At 43.2% G+C, this 26,735-nt stretch carries 19 protein-coding genes; 9 read left to right on the forward strand and 10 right to left on the reverse strand.

The genetic code is table 11. From position 1 onward, the window contains the following. Positions 1 to 44: 44 nt before the first annotated feature. The 9 genes from AX660_RS13210 to AX660_RS13255 all read left to right on the forward strand — a co-directional run bounded on the left by AX660_RS13210 (position 45) and on the right by AX660_RS13255 (position 12,686). Positions 45 to 1,664, forward strand: a complete 1,620-nt coding sequence (locus tag AX660_RS13210) for a hypothetical protein (RefSeq protein WP_068377705.1) — start codon at positions 45 to 47, stop codon at positions 1,662 to 1,664. 69 nt (positions 1,665 to 1,733) lie between these two features. Next, positions 1,734 to 4,421, forward strand: coding sequence for a TonB-dependent receptor plug domain-containing protein (locus AX660_RS13215; RefSeq protein WP_068377706.1), 2,688 nt, complete (start codon positions 1,734 to 1,736; stop codon positions 4,419 to 4,421). A 336-nt stretch (positions 4,422 to 4,757) separates the two neighbouring features. Next, the gene (locus tag AX660_RS13220; protein ID WP_068377708.1) at positions 4,758 to 5,543 is read left to right on the forward strand and encodes a DUF3450 domain-containing protein; all 786 of its coding nucleotides are present in this window, start codon (positions 4,758 to 4,760) and stop codon (positions 5,541 to 5,543) included. Positions 5,544 to 5,555: 12 nt separating this feature from the next. Beyond that, positions 5,556 to 6,935 carry a MotA/TolQ/ExbB proton channel family protein gene (locus AX660_RS13225; RefSeq protein ID WP_068377710.1) on the forward strand — a complete coding sequence of 460 codons (1,380 nt, stop codon included), beginning with the start codon at positions 5,556 to 5,558 and terminating at the stop codon, positions 6,933 to 6,935. 5 nt (positions 6,936 to 6,940) lie between these two features. After that, entirely contained in the window at positions 6,941 to 7,498 is a 558-nt protein-coding gene (locus AX660_RS13230) for a MotA/TolQ/ExbB proton channel family protein (protein WP_068377712.1), read from the forward strand. A 28-nt stretch (positions 7,499 to 7,526) separates the two neighbouring features. Next, positions 7,527 to 7,934 (forward strand): ExbD/TolR family protein, encoded by a 408-nt coding sequence (locus AX660_RS13235; protein WP_068377714.1) that lies wholly within the window; start codon positions 7,527 to 7,529, stop codon positions 7,932 to 7,934. 3 nt (positions 7,935 to 7,937) lie between these two features. Next, complete coding sequence (locus AX660_RS13240) at positions 7,938 to 8,546, forward strand: energy transducer TonB (RefSeq protein WP_068377715.1); 609 nt, start codon at positions 7,938 to 7,940, stop codon at positions 8,544 to 8,546. Positions 8,547 to 8,549: 3 nt separating this feature from the next. Further along, positions 8,550 to 9,914, forward strand: a complete 1,365-nt coding sequence (locus tag AX660_RS13245) for a tetratricopeptide repeat protein (RefSeq protein ID WP_131811801.1) — start codon at positions 8,550 to 8,552, stop codon at positions 9,912 to 9,914. A 645-nt stretch (positions 9,915 to 10,559) separates the two neighbouring features. Further along, positions 10,560 to 12,686 (forward strand): ATP-binding protein, encoded by a 2,127-nt coding sequence (locus AX660_RS13255; RefSeq protein ID WP_068377719.1) that lies wholly within the window; start codon positions 10,560 to 10,562, stop codon positions 12,684 to 12,686. Between the two features lie 50 nt (positions 12,687 to 12,736). Here the strand turns inward: AX660_RS13255 and AX660_RS13260 are convergent, their stop codons facing one another. The 10 genes from AX660_RS13260 to AX660_RS13305 form a co-directional block, all read right to left on the reverse strand. Then, entirely contained in the window at positions 12,737 to 14,674 is a 1,938-nt protein-coding gene (locus tag AX660_RS13260) for a hypothetical protein (protein WP_068377721.1), read from the reverse strand. Beyond that, positions 14,671 to 17,025 carry a hypothetical protein gene (locus tag AX660_RS13265; protein ID WP_068377723.1) on the reverse strand — a complete coding sequence of 785 codons (2,355 nt, stop codon included), beginning with the start codon at positions 17,023 to 17,025 and terminating at the stop codon, positions 14,671 to 14,673. Before AX660_RS13265 ends, AX660_RS13260 begins: the two co-directional genes overlap by 4 nt. Beyond that, positions 17,026 to 18,408 carry a BatA domain-containing protein gene (locus AX660_RS13270; protein ID WP_068377725.1) on the reverse strand — a complete coding sequence of 461 codons (1,383 nt, stop codon included), beginning with the start codon at positions 18,406 to 18,408 and terminating at the stop codon, positions 17,026 to 17,028. After that, positions 18,405 to 19,259 (reverse strand): DUF58 domain-containing protein, encoded by an 855-nt coding sequence (locus tag AX660_RS13275; RefSeq protein ID WP_235594741.1) that lies wholly within the window; start codon positions 19,257 to 19,259, stop codon positions 18,405 to 18,407. The genes AX660_RS13270 and AX660_RS13275 overlap by 4 nt, the downstream gene beginning before the upstream one ends. 96 nt (positions 19,260 to 19,355) lie before the next feature. Then, entirely contained in the window at positions 19,356 to 20,369 is a 1,014-nt protein-coding gene (locus tag AX660_RS13280) for an AAA family ATPase (protein WP_068377727.1), read from the reverse strand. Between the two features lie 165 nt (positions 20,370 to 20,534). Then, positions 20,535 to 21,242, reverse strand: a complete 708-nt coding sequence (locus AX660_RS13285; RefSeq protein WP_068377729.1) for a DUF4159 domain-containing protein — start codon at positions 21,240 to 21,242, stop codon at positions 20,535 to 20,537. Positions 21,243 to 21,319: 77 nt separating this feature from the next. Next, the gene (locus AX660_RS13290; RefSeq protein ID WP_068377731.1) at positions 21,320 to 22,663 is read right to left on the reverse strand and encodes a TldD/PmbA family protein; all 1,344 of its coding nucleotides are present in this window, start codon (positions 22,661 to 22,663) and stop codon (positions 21,320 to 21,322) included. Positions 22,664 to 22,696: 33 nt separating this feature from the next. Then, positions 22,697 to 24,325, reverse strand: coding sequence for a TldD/PmbA family protein (locus AX660_RS13295; protein ID WP_068377733.1), 1,629 nt, complete (start codon positions 24,323 to 24,325; stop codon positions 22,697 to 22,699). Positions 24,326 to 24,568: 243 nt separating this feature from the next. After that, the gene (locus AX660_RS23500) at positions 24,569 to 25,186 is read right to left on the reverse strand and encodes a hypothetical protein (protein WP_068377735.1); all 618 of its coding nucleotides are present in this window, start codon (positions 25,184 to 25,186) and stop codon (positions 24,569 to 24,571) included. A gap of 40 nt (positions 25,187 to 25,226) precedes the next feature. Further along, entirely contained in the window at positions 25,227 to 26,561 is a 1,335-nt protein-coding gene (locus AX660_RS13305; RefSeq protein WP_068377737.1) for a hypothetical protein, read from the reverse strand. Positions 26,562 to 26,735 lie beyond the last annotated feature (174 nt).

Here is a 26,735-nt window from a genome sequence, read left to right on the forward strand (position 1 = left end):
TTTAAAACGTAAATCTTACTACTTGATTGCATTCGGAGAACACAATGGAATTTAAACGCCTTTTTAACGCAAGCGCTATTGCTACAGCACTCATTTTGGCCGGTTGTGGTGGTGACATCAATATCACTCCTACGGTAGTGGATAACAGTACCACAACAGATAACAGCACTAATAACTCCAACAACACTACAACCACACCCCCTACTACTGTGGATGCTGAGTGTGCGAGCTACGAGAGCGCAGCTGGAACAGTTGAAGGTACTTTTGACGGTTTAGATTGTTTGTACAACGATTCTTTTGCTAGCAAAAATATTTCGATTAGCTCCAATATTACCTTTGAAGAGCTGCCAGATGGCGGTGTGCACGTATTTGAAGATGCTTTACAAATCGGTGTTGATGGCGACACGACCACGGGATTTGTGGTGCCAACCGCTGGCCCGACTATGACGGTTAAGCCTGGCGCTACCTTAGCCTTTAAATCAGGCGAAGCCATTATCCGTATCGCACGTGGTGCTAAAATCCAAGCAGTAGGTACGTCTGCTAAGCCTATTATTTTTACCTCCGCTTTTGCTTATGACCGCTTCGATGACGAAGGTAAAGGTCCTCTTTACGCTGACTGGGGTGGCATCATTATTAATGGTAATGCGATTACTGACCAATGTACTGATGCTGAGCGTACGGCAGCAACGTGTAACGTGCCGTCAGAAGGTATCACAAGTTATTTTGGTGGTAACAACAACGCCGATTCAAGCGGTAACATCAAATGGGCAAAAATCTGGTATGCAGGGTCTGGTCCTAAAGTAGGTGGTGATGGTGATGACTTAAACTCACTAACCCTTAACGCAGTCGGTTCAGGTTCTGAATTTGATTACATTCATATTCATCAAGGTTTTGATGATGGTGTGGAAATTTTTGGTGGTGCCACCACTCTTAAACATATCGTCGTAACCGATACTCAAGATGACTCATTTGACTTTGATGCCGGCTGGCAAGGTAAGGCACAATTCCTGTTTATCCAACACGGTACTGTCACAACACGTGATGGTGCAACGGTATCTATGGGTAACGGTGGTTTTGAGTCTGATGGTGTTAAAGGTGCATCAAGTGCACAAGTGGCTCCTTCTAATCCAACTATCGCTAACGTAACAGTAATTACCACTGATGGTTTATCTGTACGTGATGGTGACCCTTCCATTGCGTTTAAATTTGACGATGAATTTAATGCCAATTTGTACAATGTATTAATCACTAAGCCAGTAGCGACACAAACTTACTGTGTTACTTTCTCTTCTGATGGTGAAAAACAAGCTGACAAAATTATGTTCCATAATTCTGTGATGGCCTGTGACGTAGAATTTAGCGATGCCGATGGCACCTTTAACAGTGGTAAAGAAGCGGCTTCTTTAAGTGGTACAACCTTAACAGCGTGGTTTGATGGCACCAGTAACCAACGTATCGCAGCGAGTTCTGCGGTGTTGGCAGCCAATGGTTTTGCCACCGCTACAGCCTCAACTGACGTCACTATTACTGCCAATAATTTAAGTACTTTGGATTCTGGTTTCTTTGATTCTGTTAATTATATCGGAGCGGTATCTGACCAAGATACAAGCTCAAGCTGGTACAAATGGGTTGAAGCCGCTGTAACAGCTGCTGCACAAGATTAATCCATTTAACCTTGCATAAATAGGCGCACTTAGAGCGCCTATTTTTTGATATGAGAGCAGAATTTAATTATGAATAGTCAACCTAGTCTCAAAAAAATAGCACTTGCTGTGAGCATGGCAATATTGGCTACATCCAATGCGGCACTAGCTCAAGAGCAAGATGATAAAGTCCTCGATGAAGTTGTTACAACAGGCTCACGTTTACAAGGTAGTGCTTCGGCGGTTATAGAAGAGCGTAAAAATCAAGCTTTTGTGGCAGATATACTCGGAGCTGAACAATTATCTCGCACCGGCGACAGTGATGCCGCATCGGCCTTAAGGCGTGTAACGGGTTTAACCCTAGTAGATGGTAAGTTCATTTATGTACGTGGTTTGGGTGAGCGATATTCTAGTGCCAGATTAAACGGTGCAGCTATACCCAGTCCAGATTTAACCCGTAATGTACTGCCTTTAGATATTATTCCATCAAGTATTATTGAAAGTTTAGCCGTACAAAAAGCCTATTCACCGTCCATGCCTGCAGCGTTTGGTGGTGGCAGTATTGATATACGTACCAAAACCGTCCCAGCAGAATTTACCGCAGGGATAGAGTTGGGAGCAGGTTTCGATACATCAGCAAGGGATGGTAATACCTACAATCGTGAATCCAGTAGCATTCCTCAAGGGTTACAGGACGCCATCGTCTTGTATCGCGGTGATTTTTCAACGGGTAAGATTATTACTAAAAATAACTTAGTGGATAGCGAAACCGCGACACGTTCACAACAAGCTATAGCCATTAATAATCAGTTATTAGAGTCTTTACCGCGTAACTTTGCTCTGCAAGAAGAGTCATTAGACCCCGCCTACAATGTTAAAGCACATATAGGTAATAGCATTGATGAAGAATGGTTGGGGGGAACCTTAGGTTTCTTATTGTCAGCGTCTTATGATAATAGCTGGGATGCTGCCGATAAACGCACTGCAGTTATTGCTCAAAATATTGATGAAAACTGTGCTACCGAACTTAATACCCTAGAAGATGCAGCTGCCTCGTGTTTTAACACCGTCAAAGACAGTACAACGACTACACAAAACGAGCGTTATAACGGCGTATTGAATGTGGGGTATAAATTAGGTGCACATCAAGTGTCGTACACCAATTTGTATTTAGCCGACAATGAAGATGAGTCAGAAGTATCGTTATTACAAGCTCCGGCAGGTAGTACGGTTTATACCATCGTCAGTACCGGCAGGGCTAATCGCAGCCATGAGTTTAACTACGAAGAACGTGTCCTCAAGGTATCGCAGTTTGTTGGTAAACATACCTTTTTGGATTACGCAGGTTTAGGTGCCGATTGGCAATATACCCGTTCACATGCCAGCACTGACATTCCAACCAATGTAGAATTTAAGTTCAGAGATGACTATCAAGCAGGTCAATTATTCTCTTCGTCTATTACTGGTGATGATAACCGAGTGTTGTTTTCATATACGAATATGGATGACAGGGTAAACTCCTATGGTGGTAATTTGTCACTGCCGTTAACCTTGGGTGATTTCGACTTAGAATTTAAAGCGGGTTATGATTTTTCTGACCGTGCCCGTACTTATAATACTTCTAGTTTTGCGGTTAATAATGAGACCGGCTCGCAGATTGTCATTAACGATGGTAGTCAGTCTCCTTTAACTAACGGTGCTTATTTAACGGATGCCTTTATAGAAGGTCAACGTATCTTGGTTGACTTTAATGAACCTACTGCCCCTGATGCTGATGACTATTTAGCGGCGCAAAAAGTTGCCGCCGGTTACGGTATGTTTGATGTTTTTTATAAAGGCACCTGGCGCGTTAGCGGTGGTTTGCGTTATGAAGATTTCAAACAAACGTCGATAGGTACCTCTAGTTTGATTTTTAGTCAGCAAGATCTCGATATCTATTATGATCCGACTAAAATTGAAGCCGGTAGCATTCTTGCCGATGATCTTTATCCAGCATTATCATTTACTTATATTGGCGGTGAAGATTATCAAATTCGTCTTGGTTATGGCGAAACGATAGTACGTCCCGATTTACGTGAAGTTGTACCTGTCGCCTATTATGATCCATTAACCGATATCCGTACCTTTGGGCGTGTTGGTTTGCAGAGTAGCCCGATCAAAAACTATGACCTGCGTTTTGAACGTTACTTTTCTAATGGTGATAACTATTCTATAGCTGCATTTTATAAAGATATTACCGCGCCAATCGAAACCGTATTGCGTGTTGGTGATGAAGACTATTCAGCGACTTTTATCAATGGAGAGTCAGCCGAAGTCTATGGTATGGAATTTGAGTGGTTACATGATTTGAATTATGTCGCCAGCGGTTTTTTTACCTCGGGTAATATTACTTTAAGTAAATCGGAAGCTGTTATTGATGAAGCCTTTGCAGGCAGTTTGGCTAATGCAACTAAACCTATGACAGGCCATTCTGAATACGTGGTTAATTTACAACTTAACTATGACTCTGAAAATGGTGAACACTCTAGTTCTTTGGTTTATAACGTGTTTGGTGAAAGGATCTTAGCGGCCGGATTAGTAGGCAGTGACGATGCTTATGAGCAACCTTTCCATTCATTAGATGCGGTATATACCTATTATCCAAACTTTAATTCAACGATTAAATTTAAAGTTAAAAACATCTTAGGTGAAGACCAAGAAGTGACTCAGTCAGAGGTCATTGTTCGAGCCAAAGAAGTGGGTACTTCATTTAGCGTGAGTTACAACTACGCATTTTAGTTTCTAATGATGATTTGCAAGGGCTGCAATGCAGCCCTTTTTTATATTTTGGCCCACTATTTTTTGGTTTCGATCAATAGCCGCGTAGGGCTGCACATAAATGCAAAGGTGCAAAGAGAGCAACAAACACTCAGCAAGTCCCCCGATTCTATATAAATATTTCACTGAAATGACTGTCACAAAAACTTCATAAATATACTGCAGACCACTGTTTTCGTGCCCTTGACCGTGATCTCATGCTAAACGGTGTAATATTTCTGTCACATATAGCTATTATTCTTCGCCCAGTTTTATTGTCTCGGCTAACAGCTGATAATTAATTTTAGGGTTTGAAGAATGAAACGAGAATTCTCGACGAGCTTACGCTTAACCGCAGTTGCCGCTACAGTGATTGCGGGTTTGACCGTTACCACTAGCTATGCGCAGGAAGATAAAGATCTTAAACCTGCAGTTAAAACCGCCACACAAATCAATGAATCAGCTGCAAACTCACAGGTCAAAATCAATACTATTACCGATCAAATTGATAGCAAACTGCAACAGTTCAAAACCATCAATAAAGAGATTGATGGTTTAGACATATATAACAACCAATTGCGCAAACAAATCGATAGCCAAATGAAAGAGATGGCAGCACTAAATGCCTCTATTGATGATGTTAGTGTTATCGAACGTCAAATCACCCCATTAATGATGCGCATGATTGAAGGCCTTGAGCAATTTGTTGCTTTAGATGTGCCGTTTTTGGCAGAAGAGCGCAATCAACGTATCACTAGTTTAAAAGACATGATGGACAGAGCGGATATCGCTCCTTCTGAAAAATTCCGCCGAGTGATGGAAGCCTATCAAGTTGAGATGGATTACGGCCGTACATTAGAAGCCTATGCCGGTTTGCATACCATCGATGGCCAAGAGCGCAACGTTGACTTTTTACGGGTAGGTCGCACCGCTTTGATTTACCAAACACGTGATGCCGCATTGCAAGGTAGCTGGAACAAACAAAGCGGACAGTGGGAAGCACTGCCGTCGAGCTATCGTACGCAAGTCACTAAAGGGTTGCGTATGGCCAAAAAACAACTGGCGCCAGATTTATTAATGTTACCTGTTGCGATCACAGATTAAGGACTGAATACAATGAATAAGTTTATTAAACAACTCAGTCTGGTAGTTATCTTAAGTGGCTTTTCCACCTTAAGTTTGGCCGCAGACGATAACAAAGCCCTCGATTTAGATGCGCTGTTAAAACAATTAGAGCAAGGTAAGTTTCAACAAACTCAGCAAAATACCGCGCGCGAAAAAGAGTTTAGCCAAAAACGTGCTGAGCAGGATCAATTGCTAAAAGCTGCAGGCTCTGAGCGTGACGCTGCTTTAAAAACGTCAGAAAAGCTTGAAACCGAATTTGAAAACAACGAAATCAAGTTAGCCGGTTTAAATGACGCCATGACTAAACGTTTAGGCTCCTTAAAAGAATTGTTTGGGGTATTACAGCAAGTAGCGGGTGATACTAAAAGCAAATTTCAAAACTCGATTATCTCTGCACAAATCCCTGGTCGAGCCGAGTTTTTAAATGACTTAGCCCAGTCGATGGGCTCTAGCTCAAAGTTAGCTTCTATCGACGAAATCGAACGTGTTTGGTTTGAAATGCAACGTGAGATGACTGAATCCGGCAAGGTGACCACCTTTACTACTGACGTAATTGAAGCGGGTGGCCAAAAAGTTAACAAACAAGTTTTACGTGTAGGGCCTTTTGCTTTAGCGGCTGACGGTAAATACCTAGATTACGACGGTGTCACACAAACGGTTGAAGAATTAATTCGTCAACCAGCCAATCGTTATGGCGACAGTGCTTTGGCCTTACAACAGTCTAAAGGTGACTTAGTTGAGTTTGGTTTGGATCCAACGGGTGGCTCGATTCTTAAATTATTGGTTCAAGCACCTAGCTTGCAAGAGCGTGTTGATCAAGGCGGCTTGGTGGGTTACATCATCCTTATTGTTGGTGGCATTGCCTTACTCTTAGCCTTAGAGCGTTTAATTAGCCTGACTATCGTTAAAGCTAAGGTCGACAAACAATTAAAATCTGACGACTTTAAAGACAGCAACCCCTTGGGCCGCGTGATGAAGGTCAGAGATACCTATCCACAAGCGGATACGGAAGCCCTAGAGTTACATTTAACCGAAGCGATTTTAGGTGAGATACCTAAGCTAGGTCGTAACTTAACCATCATTAAAATCATCTCTGTCGTTGCACCTCTGATGGGTTTGTTAGGCACAGTGACAGGTATGATCAATACCTTCCAAGCGATTACCTTATTTGGTACCGGCGACCCTAAATTAATGGCGGGTGGTATTTCTACGGCCTTGGTAACGACGGTACTGGGCTTGGTTGTCGCTATCCCTGCCACTTTACTGTACGCCATGCTCAATACTCGCAGTAAAAACATCGTATTCATTTTGCAAGAACAAGCGGCTGGTGTGATTGCCGAGCGTGCTGAAAAAACGGCGGTTAGAGGCTAAGCATCATGGTTGAATTTTTCGAAGCCATTCGCGATTTTACTGAAACGGGCGGACAAGTTCTGCTCGTTATCGGCGGCTTGATTTTTGTCATGTGGATACTGATTTTAGAGCGCGTTTTATATGTGTTCATTTGGCATAAACAATACAAAAACCACATGATCGCTAAGTGGAATGCCCGTCAGGATCGCAGCTCATGGAATGCCGAACAAATTCGCCAGGCGATGATTTCGCGGGTGAGCTTAAAGCTCGGCAGCGGCATTACGGTTATTCAAGCCTTAGTGGCCTTGTGTCCCTTATTAGGTTTGATGGGCACGGTAACCGGCATGATTGAAGTCTTTGATGTAATGGCAATTTCCGGCTCAGGTAATGCCCGTTCAATGGCTTCTGGGGTGTCTAAAGCGACTATCCCTACGATGGCCGGAATGGTCGGGGCCTTATCTGGGGTATTTGCTTCAACGTGGCTAGCCCGAACCAATAAATCTGAGCGAACCCATATTGAAGATGCCATGAGCATGGACAGATGCATTAAGTCTGTCAAAGCACAGCCAATAGTAGCCAAATAGCCTAAGCGAACATTATAAAGAGAACTGTATGAAACAACATTTTCAAAACCTGATGGACGAAGAAGAAGCCGCAATTGACATGACACCCATGCTGGACGTGGTGTTTATCATGTTGATCTTTTTTATCGTTACCGCCTCTTTTGTTAAAGAAGCAGGCATTGACGTTAACCGTCCAGAAGCCGCTACCGCAGTGAAAAAAGACCGCGCTAACATTTTAGTGGCTATCAGCGATAAAGGCGAAATTTGGATCAATAAACGTCAAGTGGATGTGCGTGCAGTGCAAGCCAATATTGAACGTCTACATGCTGAAAACCCGCAAGGCACAGTGGTGATCCAGGCAGACAAAAAATCCACTACCGAAACCTTAATTAAGGTAATGGATGCGTCGCGTGCTGCTGGTATTACTGATGTTTCCATCGCAGCCCAAGAGCCCTAGAACATGCCTAGATATATCATTGCCATTATTCTTGCCGCTGCAGTGACCTTGGGATTGTTTTTTCTGATGCAATCCCTGATTAAAAGTGGTGGCAGTGCCTTAACTGATGCACCCAAGGGCAGTGTGCTGGACTTTGTGCGAGTCAAAAAAGACGAAGCGATAGAGAAAAAAGATCGCAAACCACAAAAGCCGTCCAAGCCAGAGCAACAACCACCACAAATGCAACAACCCCAGATGGACTCACCCAGCCCAGACAATGCCACCAGTGGTATGGACTTTGGAGCCGATGTGACCGCTGATTTGTCTTTAGATGGTGGTTTAGCTTTGGAATCGGGTGACGGTGAATATCTACCTATTGTACGAGTAGCTGCAGTTTATCCTCGCCGAGCGTTACAACGAGGCATAGAAGGCTTTGTAGATGTGGAATTTATCGTAACTAAACAAGGTTCGGTACGTGATCCAAAAGTAATACAAGCATCACCGGAAGGCATTTTTGAACAAGCCGCCATGGATGCCACCTTAAAATACAAATATAAACCCCGGGTAGTGAATGGCGAAGCGATGGAAGTTGCTGGTGTTGAAGTACGGGTTACCTTTGAGATTGGAGGATAAAATATGAGTCAGCAATTTAATGTAAAAACCACCATGCGTGCCTTGTCATTAGTATTAGGTTTGAGTTCAACCTTGTTGGCGCTTACCTATGCTAGCAATACTATGGCTGAAGAAACCGTCAGTGAACGCAAAACCCAGCGAGTACCTACCTTGCGTGCCAAGGTATATGACCAATTGTCTCGGGCTCAGACTTTTGCTGATGCGGGTGACAGCAAACAAGCCTTTGCAGTACTTGATGAAGTAAAAGGCAAAGCCAGTTCAATGAACAGTTATGAATTGGCCATGATGTATAACTTTTATGGTTTTATTAATTACAACCTAGAACAATTTGACCAAGCCATCGCAGCCTTTGAACAAGTGGTGCAGCAACAGCCTATTCCTACTTCTTTTGAGCAGGCGACATTATTTAGCCTTGCACAACTGCACATGATGCGTGGCAACTATGATAAAACCATAGTATTTATTGAAAAGTGGGAAACAATTCAAAAAGAAGTAACACCTGGCGCCGAAATTCCTGCTAAAAATCTCGTGCTTAAAGCGCAGGCTATGTACCAGAAACAAGATTATGCCAAGGCCTCAACTTATATTAATCAAGCAGTAGAGCAGCAAGAAAATAGCAAAGAAGGTTATCAGGTTGATGAAAACTGGTATGTCTTGCAACGTGCGGTTTATTACGAACTTAAACAACCTGAGCAAGTTAAAAATGTATTGTTGAAACTGGTTAAACAATATGAAAAACCTTCATATTGGATCCAGCTGGCCGGTATGTATGGCGAGTTAGGTGATGAAAAGCAACAGTTGGCTTATATGGAAATTGCCTATCAATTGGATTACATCGCCACTGGTTCAGACATCTTCAACTTGTCTCAACTTTATTATTATCACCAAATGCCGTTTAAGGCTGCCATGTTAATGGAAAGTGCCATCAAACAAGGTAAGTTGCCTGAAGATCAGCGTAATCTAACTTTCTTGGCCCAAGCTTGGAGTTTTGCTAAAGAAAATGACAAGGCCGTACCTGTGATGCTTGCCGCTGCCAAACTGTCTAAAGACGGTGAACTTGACGCTCAATTGGCGCAAATTTATCTTAATTTAGAGCTGTGGGAAAAGGCTATTACTGCCTCTGAAACGGCGCTGCAAAAAGGCGGCTTACGTAACGAAGGTACAGTGCATTTAGTCTTGGGTATGGCTCACTTTAATGTGGGTGATTACAACCTTGCGTTAAATGAACTGGCTCTAGCTGAAAAAGACAAAGGTAGTCAGGGAATGGCTAAACAATGGCTTAAGTTTGTACAAGCAGAAAAGCTTAGTAATGAGCGTTTACAAGCTCAAGTCGCACCAAGTTCTGCCCATGATCGATATCTTCCATGAGAGATAGGATTTATTAATTACCAATAAAAATGCAGCTAGAAAGCTGCATTTTTTTGTATATGAGCGTGCGCACTAATTTCTTCTCAGCCAAGCGGCTGTCAGCGCCTTGCAGCTACACTTCCAGCCACAATTCTTTTGACAAAAATACCTTTCGTCTGACTGAAAACACATTGGCGGTTTTTTGTTGGTATTTATCTCTGTCAGCGGAATAGCCCTACTAACATAAGCAGAGCGAATAACTACATGATTATTATCACTCACTTTTTCAGACTTCATCATAATATCCTCCGTTGGTTTGAAGTTGATATAGAGTTTGGGGTCATAAATAAAATCAGCAGGGACTAAAAGTGTAGGCTCAAATAATGAAAAATCTATGACAAAAGAGAGTTTTTTTACTCTTCTGTGGTTAAAGGGATTTTGTACTTAAATTGTGCATCTTATTGGCGACTATATTGTCAGAAATGTTTACGTTTTTAATAAAGTGGCTATTAATTGAGGTAGAGTCGAGTATTTAATCAAGTCAATAAATGGCGTGTGACTAACTCACCTATGTGACAACGCATAGGGCAAGATCACCATTTGTTCTTTAGGTCTCATATATAAGATGATATTTTTAATCCCATCTGTTTATTGCCGTGGTTTTATATGCAAGCAAACACCCCAAAGTTAAGCCATTCAGAGATTAGAAATGGTTTAATCAATACCGTTATTGGTAGCGCAGCATTATTAGTGGTATTTGCGGCGGCTGCATCATTGTTACGTATGCAAATCATAGGTTTTCAACCAGTAATGGTTGTTCATCTCATATTATCAGTGCTTATTTTAACATTGTTCATATGCAGAACCCGCATTCCCCTAAACATTCGGGCCAACATTATTTGTCTTTTCTTTTTTATTGCAGGCATAGGGGGACTGGTTTCGTTTGGATTGGCGGGTGCAGGGACCTTATTATTGTTAGGCGCCTGTATCTTTACCAGTTTATTGGTCAGCATGCGCTTTGCGGTTATTTATGCGTCTATCGGTGCTGCGGTGATAGCTACCATGATGTTATTAGCCATGATGGGTATGCTTAGTTTTACAGTGAGTCTGGGGGAGTATTTATTGTCTCCTGTTGCTTGGCTAAACAACTTGATTACATACAGTTATGTGGTGACGATAACTTTATTGATCATGCAACGATTTTCTGGCTACCTGAATAGTCTAGCGGCTTCCCAAGCTCAAATTATTAAATATCAAACTAAACAAATTAATACGTCAGAATCTATTTTGGAAGCGGTGGTCAATTGTCTTCCGTATGGGATTTTGTGGAAAGATACCCAGCTTCGTTACCTAGGGGCAAATAACTATTATTTGCAAGATGTAAAAATTAGAGATGCCACTAAAATCATAGGTAAAACAGATTACGAGTTATTCCCAAGGGAGTTGGTACAAAAGTATGTAGAAATCGATAAAAAATTGCTGACATCAACGGATAAAATTGAAAGTTATACAGAACAACATCGAGATAAAGAAGGCAATGCGGTTTATCTTTCTACCAGCCGACAAAGGCTATGCTCAAAAGATGGCGAGTTACTTGGGGTACTTAGCGCTTATCATGATATCACCGCCCGAACATTAATGGAGCAAGAGTTGCGAGATTCTAAGCTTTTGGCTGAAGAGGCCAGTTTGGCCAAATCTCAGTTTCTAGCCAATATGTCCCACGAAATTCGTACACCACTAAATGGTATCTTAGGTTTAATCGAGTTGAGTTTATCGACAGAGTTAAATAAAACCCAGCTTGAATATTTAAGTAAAGCCAGTCTTTCCGCTAAAACCTTACGCAATATTATCAATGATATTTTGGATATTTCTAAAATAGAAGCGGGGCAAATGGAACTAGAAAGTATCCCCTTTGACATGCATACCATTGTCCAGAATATCGAAAATCAATTTGCTCATATCGCCGAAACTAAAGGCATTGAGTTTGTCGTGCAATACCATGGACCTCAGCCCCTTTGGCTGCTTGGTGATCCCACACGTTTATTACAAATATTAATGAACCTGTGCGCCAACAGCATCAAATTCACTGAGCAAGGTCAGGTATTATTTGAATGTAAGGCCAGCATTGAACAACAACAGGTCAAGCTACAGTTAAAAATAAGTGATACTGGTATAGGTATGGATGACAAGGCTCTGCCTTTGTTGTTTAACAAATTTACTCAAATTGATAGCTCAACAAGTCGTAAGTTCGGTGGTACGGGCTTAGGTTTATCTATTGTAAAGGCCTTGGTGGATTTGATGTCGGGTAGCATCCAAGTAAGCAGTCAATTGGCCAAGGGCAGTTGTTTTGACGTTAATATTCAACTCCCTCTTGGTGAAGAAAAAAGCACCTCAAATAGTCAAGACGAGCTAGTCGATTTTAGTGGTAAAAAAATTCTGTTGGTAGAAGATAATCAAATTAACCGTTTGATTGTCAATGAATTATTAAACTCAGTTGGGGCGACGATCGTTAATGCAGAAGATGGGCAAATCGCCTTGGATGAACTGGCCAGTCAAGCGTTTGATTTGGTGTTAATGGATATCCAAATGCCGGTAATGGATGGCTGTACCGCAATTGGCAAAATTAAGGCTCAAGCTAAATATGCCGAGTTACCCATCATTGCGTTAACGGCCAACGCCATGCAACACGACATCGAACTGTATAAAAAGCTGGGTTTTTGCGCCCATGTGGCCAAACCCTTTGATTTTGAACTTTTATTACAGGTGATTAAAAAGCACTTGCCAGAGGCATAACTCGCGAGTGGTAATTGGCAGGGCAGCCTAAATGAGTGACAAACCTTTGCTTAAAACGTTTTACGTTCTACCCACAGTACACTGCAACAAACTAACCATAACAACCAGAACCAGAGTTTACTTAGAGGGCTGCGGTGTTCAATTGGCTGCGGCTGAGCAAAAGAATTACTGAGTTTGGCTTGATAGGCAGAAGCTTGGTGCTTTTGCTGCTGTTGCCAGGCTTGCCAATCGTTCTCAGCATAGACATATTGATTTTGCTGGGGGCTGATCTCAGTTTGGCTTTGGCTATCAGACTCATTAGAAACTAAATTAAGCTGTTGCCAGCCTAAGTGCTGCGGCCAGTAGCTGGCACAATACCGCCCTTGCTGCAGAGTATCTGCCACTAAATAGAGTTTGAGCGCTGCTGAGTTGTTGCTATTTTGCAGTTGCACCAGTGGATTAGTGGTTTGACTCAATACACAAGCTGCACTGGCTTGATTGAGCAATAACAGGTCTTCTGCACTTTGCGGTAACCAAATCGCAGAGTGGCGATTGGCGGCAAAAGACTTAAACAAATATTGCCAATAGCTACTGTATTGTGTCGCCAAGCCCGAGGTTTGCCATTGATGGGTATTGTTGAGCAGCGACACACCAATCTTACCTAAACCCATATTGAGTTTACTCACCAAACCTTGTTGCTGGTCGCCCATTACTAAGTTTGTTCCTGGTTCCGTTATAAGTTGCAAAGCTTGGGCTTGAATAGCCTGTTCAATTTGACTGTTGGGCCAGTGGGGCACCACGTTTTGCGCTTCACCTTGTCCAGCAATAGGACTTAAATTTATCTTGCTGGCAAGTTGTTGATCGTGCTGCAATAAAGCTGTTGGTAAAGTCTGATCGGCTAACAGCAACAAGCCTAAACCTAGTTGCACTGCTTGTTTTAGGGCGATCCACTTGGGCTGGCTGATTAAACTCAACGCGCGACCATCCATTACCACTAAATCAAATTGACTTAGCTTGTCCTGCGTCAAAGGCTCACTTTGGGTTTGGGCTTGCCCGACAAAATTAAAATGCTGAGTAAGATGTTTATTCTTGCTGATCTGGGTGATAACTGTGACGGGGTTGGCAAATGAGCCTGCCCATTCACGTAACTGACGAGTCTCAAAAGACGGGGCAGACTGGTAAATTAGCAGCTTGATTGCTTTCGCTTTTTGCACCGTAACAGCCAAATTTTCTTGGATAAGCGCTGCGCCATCGTGATCCTTTGAGCTTAAGCTGAGTTGATATAACCAGTTGCCTGTGGTCGGTGGCTGAGCCTTAAATTTAAAGGTTTCGTTCGAGCGTAAGTGTTGTTTCGCTAGTATGCTACCCATTGGGTCGATGAGGTTTAGCTCATACAAATCTGCGCTGTTTTTATCTTGGGCGGCTATGTGGAGTTGACCGGAGATTTCGAGGAATTCACCTTGTTGCAGTTGTTTATTCCAACGCATATTCACTAGGCCGCTTAGCTGCGTTGATGGAATAAAATCAATCTTAAGCTCAGGATTGTTAGATCTTAGAGCCTGCCATTGTGTTTGGCTTAAACCATCACCTATTACTGTGAGGTGTTGTAACGTTGGTAACCAATCAAATAATTGTGCAGGCTCGCTGATAACGTGCGCAGAGCTGAAATCCTCAGCGGCTAACGCGGCGACGTCATCCAATACAAATAATTTAGCGTCAGCTTGTTCTTCGAGCTTTTGCTGGTTTTCAGCACTCAGTGGCAAACTGCCTGTGGTGAATAACCAGGCTTGGGATAATTGAGTTTTGTTTAGTTTGATATCACTGATAAGCCCCACCACAGCGATGCTGGCGAGGATATTAAGTGCAATTACCAAGACTAAGCGTTTAGGCTGGTCACTTAGGCGTTTGCTCGCAAGATAGATGCTTACCCCAGTACATAGAATAAGTGCACTCAAACCCATGACTAACCAGACAGGGTGGAGGTTAGCGAAAATCAGTGACCAACTCATTGCTTCTGCTCTCTTAGTAAAATCAGTTGATCTTGCAAAAATTGCTGATAGTCAGTCACGGCCGGATTAGCTAACAGAAACCCTGTTGTTTGTTGAGTGGGCGAGGCCACAACCGCAGGTAACAAGCTCCATAGTTTTTGCTGGAGTTGTTTGATACATGAGTGGCAATCTTGCTTAAGTTGTGTGCTATCAATACTTAATTTTTCTAAGGTGGCGATATGTTGAATGTTATCTGGAGCGCTTTCGAGTTCGCCTTGCAGTAGTCTTGTTAGTGCTTGGTATTGCAGGGCGTTAACATCACTCGATTTATTGCTGTTATCAAAGCTTAGGGCTGAATCTAAGTAAAATTGTAAGGTATTAATGCTGTCGCTGAGCAGTTGCTGCTGGGCAAAAGGCATTACCGACTGTTGCTGTTGGCTGGTCTCCTTAATGTCCTTAAGCTCACCTTGATAACGCCGTGACTCACTCACGGGGGGCGGCTCAAAGCCCAAACGTTTAACATAAATCCGCTCAGCTTGTTTCGCCTGAGTCAAAAATTTAAGGGCTTGTTTTTCATAGGGTAGGGCTTGGGCAGGCTCAGACATCATTAAATGCAATTCGGCATTCCACATATTGGCAATGGCTTGTTTCATTAAGGCTGTGGGGCTGGGTTGACCTTTAAAGCCAGTAAAGCCTAACTCGGCTTCACCGTGGTTGTGGCCATACTGAGCGATGAGCGCGCTGGCACCTGATCTATCTAAAGTGTCTTGCGGCTCTGGCTCATGTTCGTGAGTTTCGGCAGAGGCATGGTCATTGTGGTCATCATCGTCTTCGCCATGGTCATCTTCATGCAGTTGTTCTGGAAGAGCAGGGCCTGCCTCCATCGTGTGCAAGGTTCCTTCTGCAAACTCATCACCTACATATTGGCCGTATTTTTGTTTGAGGTCGCTTTGGGCAAAACCCAGTTCAGTGGATAGTCGTTTAAATTCAACAAGTTCAAGTCGCTCCTTGTCGACCAAGAGCTGTTCGGTTTCGATTATGATTTGGCGTTGACTCTTAAAATACTCAGTCATCACATCCATTAAAATGCCATCCGTCGCCAATTCACTTTGCTCTTCTTCCAACCAACGGATAATTTTACTCGGTGAGCGAGTCAGTTGTGGTTCTGGCTCGCGGTTATCCGACGCCAGAACACTGAAATACATTTCATCCCCTGGCTCCATATCCAGTTCAATGAGCTTCCAGCGTTTGAAATAATGGGTTTTACCCTCAATGAGCTCCATACGGTCAAACTCAAATTCTTGATCTCTGAACTTCACCCCTTCGCCCGAACCTTTGGCTATAGATGCCTGAATCCTGACTTTGCTTAGGGCAAAATCATCCGTGACAAGCACTTCTGTTTCTAACTCGGCTAAACCATCTTTGGCAATTTCGGTGGTAGTTGAGGTAGGCCTTAAAAAGCGAATTTGTGGGGCCTTATCTGCGGTGACCTTGAGCGTGTATACACCATCTAATTTGCTAGTGGGAGAGCTACCTCTAGCTGAACTTATCGTGTAAATCGCTGACTGGTTAATGGTGGTACTGGCAGTGAATAAACCTGAATCTTGGGCTGTTAGTGGCAGAGTTTCACCACTGCTTAGCTCAATTTTGTAGTTAGTGTCAGAGCTGGTTTGTTTAAAGGCGAGTTGCCACTTTACGACAGATCCGGCAAGTAGACTGATATTGAGCTCTTCTGAATCTTGTATGGGCAACTGCGCATAAATGGGGGGCTGCACAGAGATTTTAAGCGAGCTAATACCATCAGGCAGCTCTGCTTGCTGTTCAGTTTGCTTTAAATCTGTCGTCGTTTGAATAGAGTCCCAAACCGGTAATTCAAGTTTGTCAGCCAACACATAAACAGTAATAAGCACAATCAAACAGACAACACTCAGTATTAGGGGATATTTAAGGCCATAGTCTGTGTTAGCTAACGCTTTGTTACGCTCAAGTAGGGTGGTTAACAAGGCACTGACTTTGTTTTGTTGTAGCTGTTGCAGCAAGCTGAGTTCTTGGGGATTGCGGCTGAGAAGCTGAGCACTTTCTTCTAACTCGGGGTAACAGCGATTAAGGTGCAGTAAATAATTCTGCAGATGAATGTCGGCTAACTCTGTTGAGCGCACTAAGCGCCATATGATGATACTGGCAATAGCCACTGCACCAAGGCTGCTATACAGAAAACTTGAGCTAAAAGCATAGGTAAGTGCTAGCACTACAAGCACTGCAGGCAGGCTTTGCAGTAGGCGGTATAGGATCACTTGCTGACGATGTTGTTGCAGTTGGCTGTGTAGGCGAGTTAACAATTGCGCTTGAGCTGGAATAGCATGTGAGGTCATTTATTGTCCCCCATCTACTGTGGTTATGTTGGTGCTACGGCTCTTTTTACTGTAAATCCGTTCAACACTAAACAGTATTAATAACAGGATAGCCAGTAAGCTCATCAGGCTTGAGTGTTGCTGACTATTGGGGCTAATGCTGCGTGTTGGCTGCGGCTGACTCGCTACTGGTTTTGCCGTAATTTGTTGTTGCTCGATAACCTGCCGCGCCAGCTTTTGTTGCTCTGGAATAGCCTTATATAGCCACTCGCCCAGTATCAAAGGAAAGGTAGGCAGTTCGACTAGGGTGTTCCAGTCTGGATTAAAACGTGAATAAAACTGCAAGAGCTTAGTCTGTTTTATATTAAGTTGGCTTAATAGGGGTAAACCTAAGGAGGTTTGCCATAACACCTCACTCAGTTCAGCATTAAATGCGGGGTTGGCTGCGGTCGCTAGCACATCACCCTTAAGTTCAGCTAACAGCAGAGTAGGGTAAGCTAGTTGCCAAAGGTCTTTGCGACTAATTTGTGGTGCATCCATCAATATCACGTTTTGGTCAGTGCTGTGGGCGACTAATTCAGGCGCTAAGGGCGCAGAGCTTAACCACAAGATCAATTGAGCCTGTGGTAAAACATTGTTTGTCAGTGTTTGTGCAAAAGCGGTCTCAGTTAGTGTACTCACCTGAATAGGCATGGCACTTTGTTTTTGTAAGGCGCTAAGTGCGGCATTAATATAACTGGCATCACGTTGGCGGTCGTTTTGATAAATCAGCAAAATAGCCAAAGGCTCTGGAGCAGAGTTGTTGTTGATATTCAGAACCTGCCAGTCGATAGGCTGAGTGAGCGCCACTTTTTCACCGACAAACTGACTAGCACGGTTGCTGGTATAAACCACCAAAGGGGTTTGCGCATCACGGCCAAGTGCATGGCTTTGGACTTTTGCCCATATATTCAGGGTGTGTTGCGATTTTTGTGTTTGCCAATTCAATATGTCTTGTTCACTGAGCTCTTGGCTTAACGTTGCAGGGCTATCTAATAAGATGGCTTGTTGCTTACCAAGGCGGGTCGCAATTTGCTGCTTTTCAGCTTTGTTACTGTTATTCAGCCAATCCTGAGTCAGCATAATGACTTCAGTTTCTGATTGGCTTGGCGGCCAAAAAGGCGAGCTCAATAACGCCGCGGCTGTGAGTAACATCAGTAAACGCAAGAGCAGTAATACACGCTGAGTCAAACGTAATTCAGAAGTGGGTTGGGGTTTAGTGTTACGCAGCAATGCCACATGAGCAAAGGTGACTAACTTGCCACGGCTGCGATTAAGCAAGTGAATAATGATGGGGATGAGCACAGCCAAGGCTGTCAGCGCATACCAAGGTTGCTGCCATAACAAACCCAAGCTTTCGTTCATCGTTTACGCTGCCTGGCAGTTAAAAACTGATGTAAGGTGCTATCCAGTGGCTGATCAATATTGGCACGCAGGTGCTGAATTTGCAGTTGTTTAAGTTGAGTGCTCAACTGCTGGTTAAAGTCTTGCCTCGTGGCCAAGTAAGCACTTTTGACATCCTTAGCGGACACCAGTACTTGTTTTTTACTTTCTAAATCTTCAAAGCGAATTTGGCCTTTATAAGGAAATTCCACTTCGTCATCACACTCAAGCTGCACTGCCACTACATCGGTTTTCGCCGGATTGAGTTTTTGCATAAACTCAGTGATTTCTTGTTGTTTTTGATAAAAATCGCTGACCACTATGACCAAGGAATTATGTTGGAGATGGGCCAACTTGTTTTGCAAGGTGTGTACTGGGGGAAATATGCCGCCTGAACTGACAGTGGCCAGTTGCAACAAAACCTTACGCCAATGTTGCCCACCGCCATAAGCGGGTAAAAAATGGGTTTTTTCACTGGATATAGCCAACAAACCCACGGCATCACCTTGCTGGTGGGCGAGGTAAGAAACGGTTGCTAACAAGGTGCGGGCATAATCGAGTTTATGCCAAGTTTTATCCTGTTGTTTACTTACATGTTCAGAGCCTTGCAGCATCGAGAGGCTAGCATCAATCACTAACCACACATTAATATTGCTTTCACGTTGGGCTTCTCGCACAAAATATTTATCTGAGCGGGCAAACAACTTCCAGTCAATTTTACTCAGCGCATCACCGGGTTCGTAACTGCGATACTGGCTAAACTCCACGCCAGTGCCTTTTTGGGTACTGTGGTGAATGCCATGCAAAAAGCCCTGCGCTAAAGTTTTGGCCACTAAAGGCAAATCCTTGACGCGCGCTAAGGTCAGTGGCTCAAACAGTGAGTTTTTCCCTGATGAAGACGATGTTGAAGCTGGTGTTGTCACTTTTGTTTATTGACCTAAAGGACTAGTGGGCGGGCTGATATCTTTAAGCAAGGCATCGATCACGCTATCGGTTTGTTTGTTTTCCGCCTCGGCCTGAAAATTCAATAAAATGCGGTGGCGTAATACACTGTGAGCTACCGCTTTAATATCGTCTACCGTGGTAGCAAAACGTCCCTCTAAAAAGGCACGGGCTTTGGCGCACAGGATCAAGGCTTGTCCGGCACGAGGGCCTGCGCCCCAACGTACAAACTCGGTGACACTTGCACTAGGACTGTCATCGGGGCGAGTCGCACGCACTAAACGGCTAACATAGTCATATAAAGGATCGGCCACTTCTACATCACGTACTAACTTTTGTAAGGCAATAATATCGTCGGCATGTAATACCGCATTAATCTGGCTGATGACATTACCTGTGGTGCGGCGTAATACTTCAATTTCGTCTGCAGCACTAGGGTAACCCACACGGATAAACAATAAAAAACGGTCAAGCTGAGCTTCAGGCAGGGGATAGGTGCCTGCTTGTTCAACCGGGTTTTGCGTGGCTAAGACAAAAAAGGGTTTGGGTAAGTCATAACTTTGACCGGCGTAACTGACCTTTTTTTCTTGCATGGCTTCAAGCAAGGCCGCCTGAGTTTTAGGTGGCGTACGGTTAATTTCATCGGCCAACAAAATATTGGTAAATACCGGACCTTGCTGAAATTTAAAAAAGCGCTCGCCACTGTCGTGATCAGTCTCCAAAATTTCAGTACCGATAATATCGCTAGGCATCAAATCTGGGGTAAATTGCACCCGGGTAAAGTTTAGTTCTAAACTCTGGGCCAAAGAGCTAACCATTAAGGTTTTAGCCAAACCGGGCACACCTTCTAATAAACAATGACCACCGGCCAACATGCCCATCAGCAGTTGCTGGATAACCTCAGACTGACCCACAATCACCTTACCGACTTCGGCACTCACCTTGGATAATTTTTGTTGAAGTTCGCCAACTTGCTGGGCACTTATAGTCTGTTTGTTCATGTTAATTCTTATATTAATTAAGTAGTTAGAAACTAGTAACTAGTTTCTGCTTTTGCACCAACGTTTAACTCGTTTTTGACGGCATAAATGCCGACCTACATTTCATCGGAGCTCTGCATGTAATGTCTTTATCTAGCCTCTATTTACTAGTCACTAGTTTCTGCTTTAAGCCGTCATCGCATAGATCACTATATTGACTGCAAACTTGGTATTATCCACGCGCAAAAAACGTTTGTTTCTAAAATCGTAATCCCATTCACAACCGAGATCTTTGTTGCTGTATAACACCGCAATGCGGCCGTTGATTTCGATGGCTTTTAAGTAGTTATGCACTAAATCATCGCCCCAACCATTTAACTCTATGGAGGTGCGGGGTGGGCCGTCAAATTCAAAAAAGCTGGTATAGAGAGCATGATCATTAGGGATTTTTTGTAGAGCTTCATCACCAAACAATTCAGCCATTTGCCTCTCAAATGACTTAGCAAACATGCCATCGATGTCATGGTTGCAGTCATCCACAAAGATAAAACCGCCATTTTCCACATAACGTTTAAAGTTGTGTTTTTCTTCTTGGCTAAACTGTACCAGTCGATGGCCGGCCATATAACAAAAGGGCGCCGTTAACATGGCTGGATCAGCTAAGGCTACGATGCGTTCATTTAAATCCACCCGCAAACTGGTGTATTCAATCAGCGAATTAAGCACATTGGCAGGCATGCGTTCGTCAACTTCCCAATCACCTGACTCGTAACTTAAACGCGTAAATACAAAGTCATATTCTGGGTTATAGGCTGCCATTGCCAGCTTAGGTAACACTAGACTGGACGCAAACATTGAGCAGGTTTGGATAAACTGGCGACGGTTAAATGGCATGAAAAACGATGGTCTCAATGGATTAAGCCAATCGACATAAAAGCCGATCGGCCTAAGCTTATTTACTTGCTGAGAGATTAAACCGCGTCAGACAAAGAGCTGAAGGTAAAATCACGAATTTTCATGGGTGGAACCATATCACCTTCAATACGCACCGATTCACCTAAAGCCTCAATGTTGTTTAACATTACTATGGGGCTTTCGTTAAAACGGAAGTTTTTGATGGGATATTTGATCTTGCCATTTTCGATATAAAACGTGCCGTCACGAGTTAAACCTGTGTACAACAAGGTTTGTGGATCAAGAGCGCGGATATACCATAAGCGAGTCACTAACACACCACGGCGAGTATTTTTGATCATGTCTTCGAGGGATTCATTACCCCCAGCCATGATAAAAGTACCATTTTGTGGAATGTAAGGCATGCCGGTTTTTTTCGCCCAATAAGGAGTGTTAGGCATATTGGCGATAACACCATCTTTGACCCAGTCCATGCGTTTACGTGGGTAACCGTCGCCACCAAAGGGGGCAGAAGGGGCAATAGGGTGCTGAGGATCGGAATAAATGTGTACCCGTTCATCAAACATTTTCATGCCCAATTTGTTTTTTGGGGCTGTAGTCGCGTCTTCGCCTTCTTTCGCTTTATAACTTAAAAAGCTACGGCCTTCGTCAGCACTGCGTTGAGCAAAGCTGCGCATCATGTTGCCGATCAGCGTATTACTCGCAGCGGGCTCTAAAATAACCGTGTATTTACCCGGCTCCATTTCTTTAACATCAACGGATGATTTAGCTTTGTGGATGGCAATGTTTGAAGCTTTGGCGGTATCCAGTAACTTAACATCACTGTAATTGCGCGTTACCCAACCAGAACCTTTGCCATCTTCAGTACGGATAGTGACCGAAAAATCTACATTGGTAGAGGTATTGTAAGCAAATAAACCTGCACTGTTCATGATGGCGCTAAAACGGGTGGTCTCTTCTAAAAAGCCGGCGGCAACCAGTTTGTCTTTTTTCGAAGGAGCAATACTGTTTTGTGCGGCTTGAGCGCGATCTTCCGGGGTAACCTTCGCCGTCGACTCAAAATAAGTATTGGATTTTTCATACTCTTGTTTGCCAAAAATGGGCATAAACTCTTCGTTTTCTGGCGCCAGTTTGGCTAGCTCTTCCGAGCGACGTACGACTTTTTCGAGTGAGGCATCATCAAATTCATTGATGGTGGCTGTGCCGGTACGTTTACCAAAAGTCGATTGCACAGCCAGTACTACATCGCTCTCTTCACCGGCGGTAGACACGGTATTACGGGCATAACGAATATTGCCACCTATGTTGCCATCCAGATTACATTCAATGGAATCGGCTTTGGAATACTTAAGCACTTTAGTTAAAAGTGTTTTGGCGGTTTGTTCAGATAAAATTGTCATTGGGCTTAGTCCTATAATTCGTTTCAGCGTCAACTACACGTTACGTGCGGTGTTGATGACGTTAATATTATTAAATCGAGTGGTGGGGCAACCGTGCGATACCGCACTAACCTGTGAAGGTTGACCTTTACCATCGAAGAACGAACCGCCTAAGCGATAATCAGATTTACCGGCCAACTGGGTGCAGTTATTCCAGAATTCCTGAGTATTAGACTGATAAGCCACATCTTCAATTTGATCGACAATTTTACCGTCTTTAATTTCGTAAAATAATTGGCCACCAAATTGGAAGTTATAACGTTGCTGATCGATGGAAAACGAACCACGGCCGGCAATGTAAATACCTTTTTCGACATCTTTGATCACATCATCTGCAGAGAGATCTTTTTCATTGGGTTTTAATGACACGTTAGACATACGTTGAAACTGCACGTCTTTCCAACTTTGTGAATAGCTACAGCCATGGGATTCTTTTTGGCCAAGCATATGTACTTGATCACGGGTGGCTTGATAGTTAACCAAGATACCGTTTTTAACCAAATCCCACTCTTTGGTTTTAACGCCTTCATCGTCATAGCCCACATTACCCAGTGAATAATCCTGAGTTTTATCGGCAAACAAGTTAACGATGTCAGAACCGTATTGAAATTTACCACTTTGCCATTTATCCAAAGTAGCAAAACTGGTACCTGCATAGTTGGCTTCGTACCCTAAGACGCGGTCTAATTCCAGTGGGTGACCCACTGACTCATGGATGGTTAACATCAAATGAGCAGGATCGAGTACTAAATCGTATTTACCTGGCTCAACGGATTTGGCTTTTAGTTTGGCTTTTAATTGCTGACCCGCCAGTTTGGCATCTTCGAGTATGTCGTAAGAATTACCATAGCCAACGCTCGCGCCCGTCACATGGATTTTATCTTTTTCTAGGCCATCTAAATATTCAAAGCCCATACCGACCGGGTTACCTAAACCGCTACGCTGTTTAAAGCCTTTTTCACCTATTGCGGTTGCGGTAAATGGTGCCCACAAACGATGGATATCTTGATCAATATAAGAGCCATCAGTGGAAGCAAAATACTTTTGCTCGTTAACTAAAAAGAGAGTGGAATTAATAAAGTTAGCGCCGTTTTCCATGGCCGCTGCGTTCACTGCCAGCAACAAATCAACCTTGTCTTTAATGGGGATTTCCATGGCGTTCTTTTTAATTGGCGTTTGCCAGCTTACTTCACCCACACCTTTAACCGGTGCTAATTGCACAGGCGTTGTTTGGAATTTTGAGTTAGCTATGGCCACAGCTACTGCGCGTTCGGCAGTTTTTGCCACACTGTCGGGAGTCATATTAGATGTAGAGGCAAAACCCCACGTACCGTTAGCGATGACTCGCACACCAATACCGGCGGACTCGGTATTAACGATATTATCCACGCGGTTTTCGTTGGTTCTAACAAACTGGTTTAGATAACGACCAATACGGGCATCGGCATAAGTCGCGCCCTTAGCTTTGGCCGCGTTTAAAGCGATGTCAGCTAGTTTCTTCTTATAAGCCACGTCCATGGGCTTATCTAACAATTGCTCTGCGCTGATGGCTATGCCAGACATAGGTAACATTAAGCCACCCATACCTATGCCACCGAGTTTAATAAAATCTCGTCTTTCCATTGGATATTCCTCTGCCTTTTTATTTTCTTTTTATATTATTTTTTTACGTAATTTTTCATAATCGCTAGTTTCTCAGTGTATTGCAATCCTTGAAAAAACCTCAAGGGATAAGCTGTCTATTTTGTGCGATGAAAAGTCACAAGTGCTCACATTTTAAACGATGGTAAAGGTGGCCATTGCTAAGGAGCTGCGCTGGGCCAGTTGAACAACAACAGGCCTAGTGTTTAGTGGGTATGTTAGGCATCAACTAGGCTGATCTATATGGTACCTTTTATTCATTAAGCAGTAGGTCAAAGGCGGCATTAAATAAAGAACACTTAACCACATTAATGCGATCACCGGACCAGATTGTTTGAGTGCGACCTCGTTAACTTGAAAATAAACAAAGCCGCCAATATAAGGTATTAACACAATCACTAGAGCGCTAAGGGCGAAGGTTGTGCTTGAGAAAAGATACTTTTTGTCCAGAGCGTATACCAAGCTAAAGCTCAGCACTGCATAAATAATCGCATCCACATGAAACAACATGACCAAACTGAAATGACTCAGCAAACCAGCTCCCACACTTTGCCATAACTCAGGTGCAAAAAAGAGTTGATGGATATGACCGTTTGTCCAATATGCTTGCTGAAATACCGAGGATTCGGCCACCGATAAAAAATTGATCGCGATGATTAACATTGCCACGACACTCACGCAAAACGCTACCAATAAGGCTGAATATACACGTTGTTTTGTCATTAAAAATCTCCAAGAGCGAGACATGCTTTTGCTAACGCCGTAAGCCTGCTCTTTTAAGCTGGCAATACTGAGTAAAACAAAGTGTTCAAACTCACCTAAATAACTTTGTTTATTTGGCATAGTCGTTTCTGGTTATTTAATAATAACTTTTAAATAGATATTACTGCCCACTTAGCATTTTATAATCTGGCAAGGGGGTAGTAGAAACCGCAATCAACTCGCGCATAAAATCAATCACTTGCTCGCCCCAGATATCGTTGTGGCCATCCATCAAGTCCTCGGATACTTTAATATTCATATAGGGATTAAGCGGAGTCGTGCGCTGCTTACTGATCAGGTTAACAGAACTATAAATGCTGGGTTGTGTTGGATCAGACGCCGACCAATCAGCATAGGCTCGTTCTAATTCAAACTTTTTCTCACTGCCATTGGGTAATAACTCAAGTAGGTGAGTTTGGTAAGGCTTAAAGTGGCCAATGGCTGTTCTGTCGGCTTCGCCTTGCGCAATATTCACAGTAAGCATATTGCCACTACCAGTACCTTTACATTCATGACGTTGCATAGTGCGATGACTTTCAAAAAAAGTTGAAAATATTCGCCCTGCTGGAAAAGCCAGTTTGGTGGCGTAGTCCGTTTCCGAGGTCAGGATGGCCAGTTTAGGTAACTGGCCTTGCTGATATTTGCGACATTTGTCTTGGGATAGTTCCATGAGTGATGAAAATCGCAGTGCTTCAAAGGCAGGATTCATCAAAATCACCAAATCGCCAAAACCATCAGCATATTGTTGATAGTTTTTGTCTTGTTGTGAATCAATAAAACGCTCTGCCATAATTTTTTGTAACGCGCTAAATACTACAGCACCACCAAAACTGTGGCCTATAGTCACTAATCGATTGGCAGACGGTTGACCTTCGTCATAGCTATTACGCACATTTTTCAACTCCTCCAGCTTGAGTAAGGCCTCTGTAATCCCTTTGTGACCTACCTCATGGGCAGTCGCTTTGCGATCCCAAAACGTAACCGTATTTAGATATTCAATGTTTAAAGAGTCACCACGCCAGCCAATATATACACCGAGTATCAGACGCTTTTTACGCATAAACTTCTGACTGTAATCATTTTCTCTGGCTGAAATAGTACTGAGTAATTTGCGGAATTCCTGAATATTACCGTCTTCGGGTTTAGCACTGTGATGCCAGCCGTGCACAAACGTGACGATCACCACCTCCTGTTGGCCTGCTAAGTTGTAATAATTATCCAGTATTGCGTCTTGTTGAATGCGGTCACGTAATTGCCCCTGATCATCATATTCAATAAAACCCAATCGATACTCATTTTCTGCACCTGGGTAGGCAATTTGGCTGGCATTATTAGAGCAATCTCCCTTTTTGCCATAGACACATTCATCCTTATAAACATTGCGATAGATATCGTTGTGACTGCAGCCAGTAATGGAAAACGCTAACAATAAAGTGATGATTAAAGATTTATCCATAACATATCCTTTTTATCTTAAAATTTATAATTCCCTTTTTCCTACGAGTGACCAATACACTGGCATATTGAATATTGCGTAATTGTCGTTTGGCTAGACTTAGTATTGGCTTTAGGCAGATGGAATTTATGCTTCACTCACACAAAATGGCGGAGCGCTCCCTAAACATAGGCT

The organism is Paraglaciecola hydrolytica (genome assembly GCF_001565895.1).
GTDB lineage: Bacteria > Pseudomonadota > Gammaproteobacteria > Enterobacterales > Alteromonadaceae > Paraglaciecola > Paraglaciecola hydrolytica.

What these genes read in the sequence shown, in the direction of transcription:
- AX660_RS13210 (WP_068377705.1), top strand. Translation starts at nt 45, where the DNA reads ATGGAATTTAAACGCCTTTTTAACGCAAGCGCTATTGCTACAGCACTC.
- AX660_RS13215 (WP_068377706.1), top strand. Translation starts at nt 1,734, where the DNA reads ATGAATAGTCAACCTAGTCTCAAAAAAATAGCACTTGCTGTGAGCATG.
- AX660_RS13220 (WP_068377708.1), top strand. Translation starts at nt 4,758, where the DNA reads ATGAAACGAGAATTCTCGACGAGCTTACGCTTAACCGCAGTTGCCGCT.
- AX660_RS13225 (WP_068377710.1), top strand. Translation starts at nt 5,556, where the DNA reads ATGAATAAGTTTATTAAACAACTCAGTCTGGTAGTTATCTTAAGTGGC.
- AX660_RS13230 (WP_068377712.1), top strand. Translation starts at nt 6,941, where the DNA reads ATGGTTGAATTTTTCGAAGCCATTCGCGATTTTACTGAAACGGGCGGA.
- AX660_RS13235 (WP_068377714.1), top strand. Translation starts at nt 7,527, where the DNA reads ATGAAACAACATTTTCAAAACCTGATGGACGAAGAAGAAGCCGCAATT.
- AX660_RS13240 (WP_068377715.1), top strand. Translation starts at nt 7,938, where the DNA reads ATGCCTAGATATATCATTGCCATTATTCTTGCCGCTGCAGTGACCTTG.
- AX660_RS13245 (WP_131811801.1), top strand. Translation starts at nt 8,550, where the DNA reads ATGAGTCAGCAATTTAATGTAAAAACCACCATGCGTGCCTTGTCATTA.
- AX660_RS13255 (WP_068377719.1), top strand. Translation starts at nt 10,560, where the DNA reads ATGCAAGCAAACACCCCAAAGTTAAGCCATTCAGAGATTAGAAATGGT.
- AX660_RS13260 (WP_068377721.1), bottom strand. Translation starts at nt 14,674, where the DNA reads ATGAGTTGGTCACTGATTTTCGCTAACCTCCACCCTGTCTGGTTAGTC.
- AX660_RS13265 (WP_068377723.1), bottom strand. Translation starts at nt 17,025, where the DNA reads ATGACCTCACATGCTATTCCAGCTCAAGCGCAATTGTTAACTCGCCTA.
- AX660_RS13270 (WP_068377725.1), bottom strand. Translation starts at nt 18,408, where the DNA reads ATGAACGAAAGCTTGGGTTTGTTATGGCAGCAACCTTGGTATGCGCTG.
- AX660_RS13280 (WP_068377727.1), bottom strand. Translation starts at nt 20,369, where the DNA reads ATGAACAAACAGACTATAAGTGCCCAGCAAGTTGGCGAACTTCAACAA.
- AX660_RS13285 (WP_068377729.1), bottom strand. Translation starts at nt 21,242, where the DNA reads ATGCCATTTAACCGTCGCCAGTTTATCCAAACCTGCTCAATGTTTGCG.
- AX660_RS13290 (WP_068377731.1), bottom strand. Translation starts at nt 22,663, where the DNA reads ATGACAATTTTATCTGAACAAACCGCCAAAACACTTTTAACTAAAGTG.
- AX660_RS13295 (WP_068377733.1), bottom strand. Translation starts at nt 24,325, where the DNA reads ATGGAAAGACGAGATTTTATTAAACTCGGTGGCATAGGTATGGGTGGC.
- AX660_RS23500 (WP_068377735.1), bottom strand. Translation starts at nt 25,186, where the DNA reads ATGCCAAATAAACAAAGTTATTTAGGTGAGTTTGAACACTTTGTTTTA.
- AX660_RS13305 (WP_068377737.1), bottom strand. Translation starts at nt 26,561, where the DNA reads ATGGATAAATCTTTAATCATCACTTTATTGTTAGCGTTTTCCATTACT.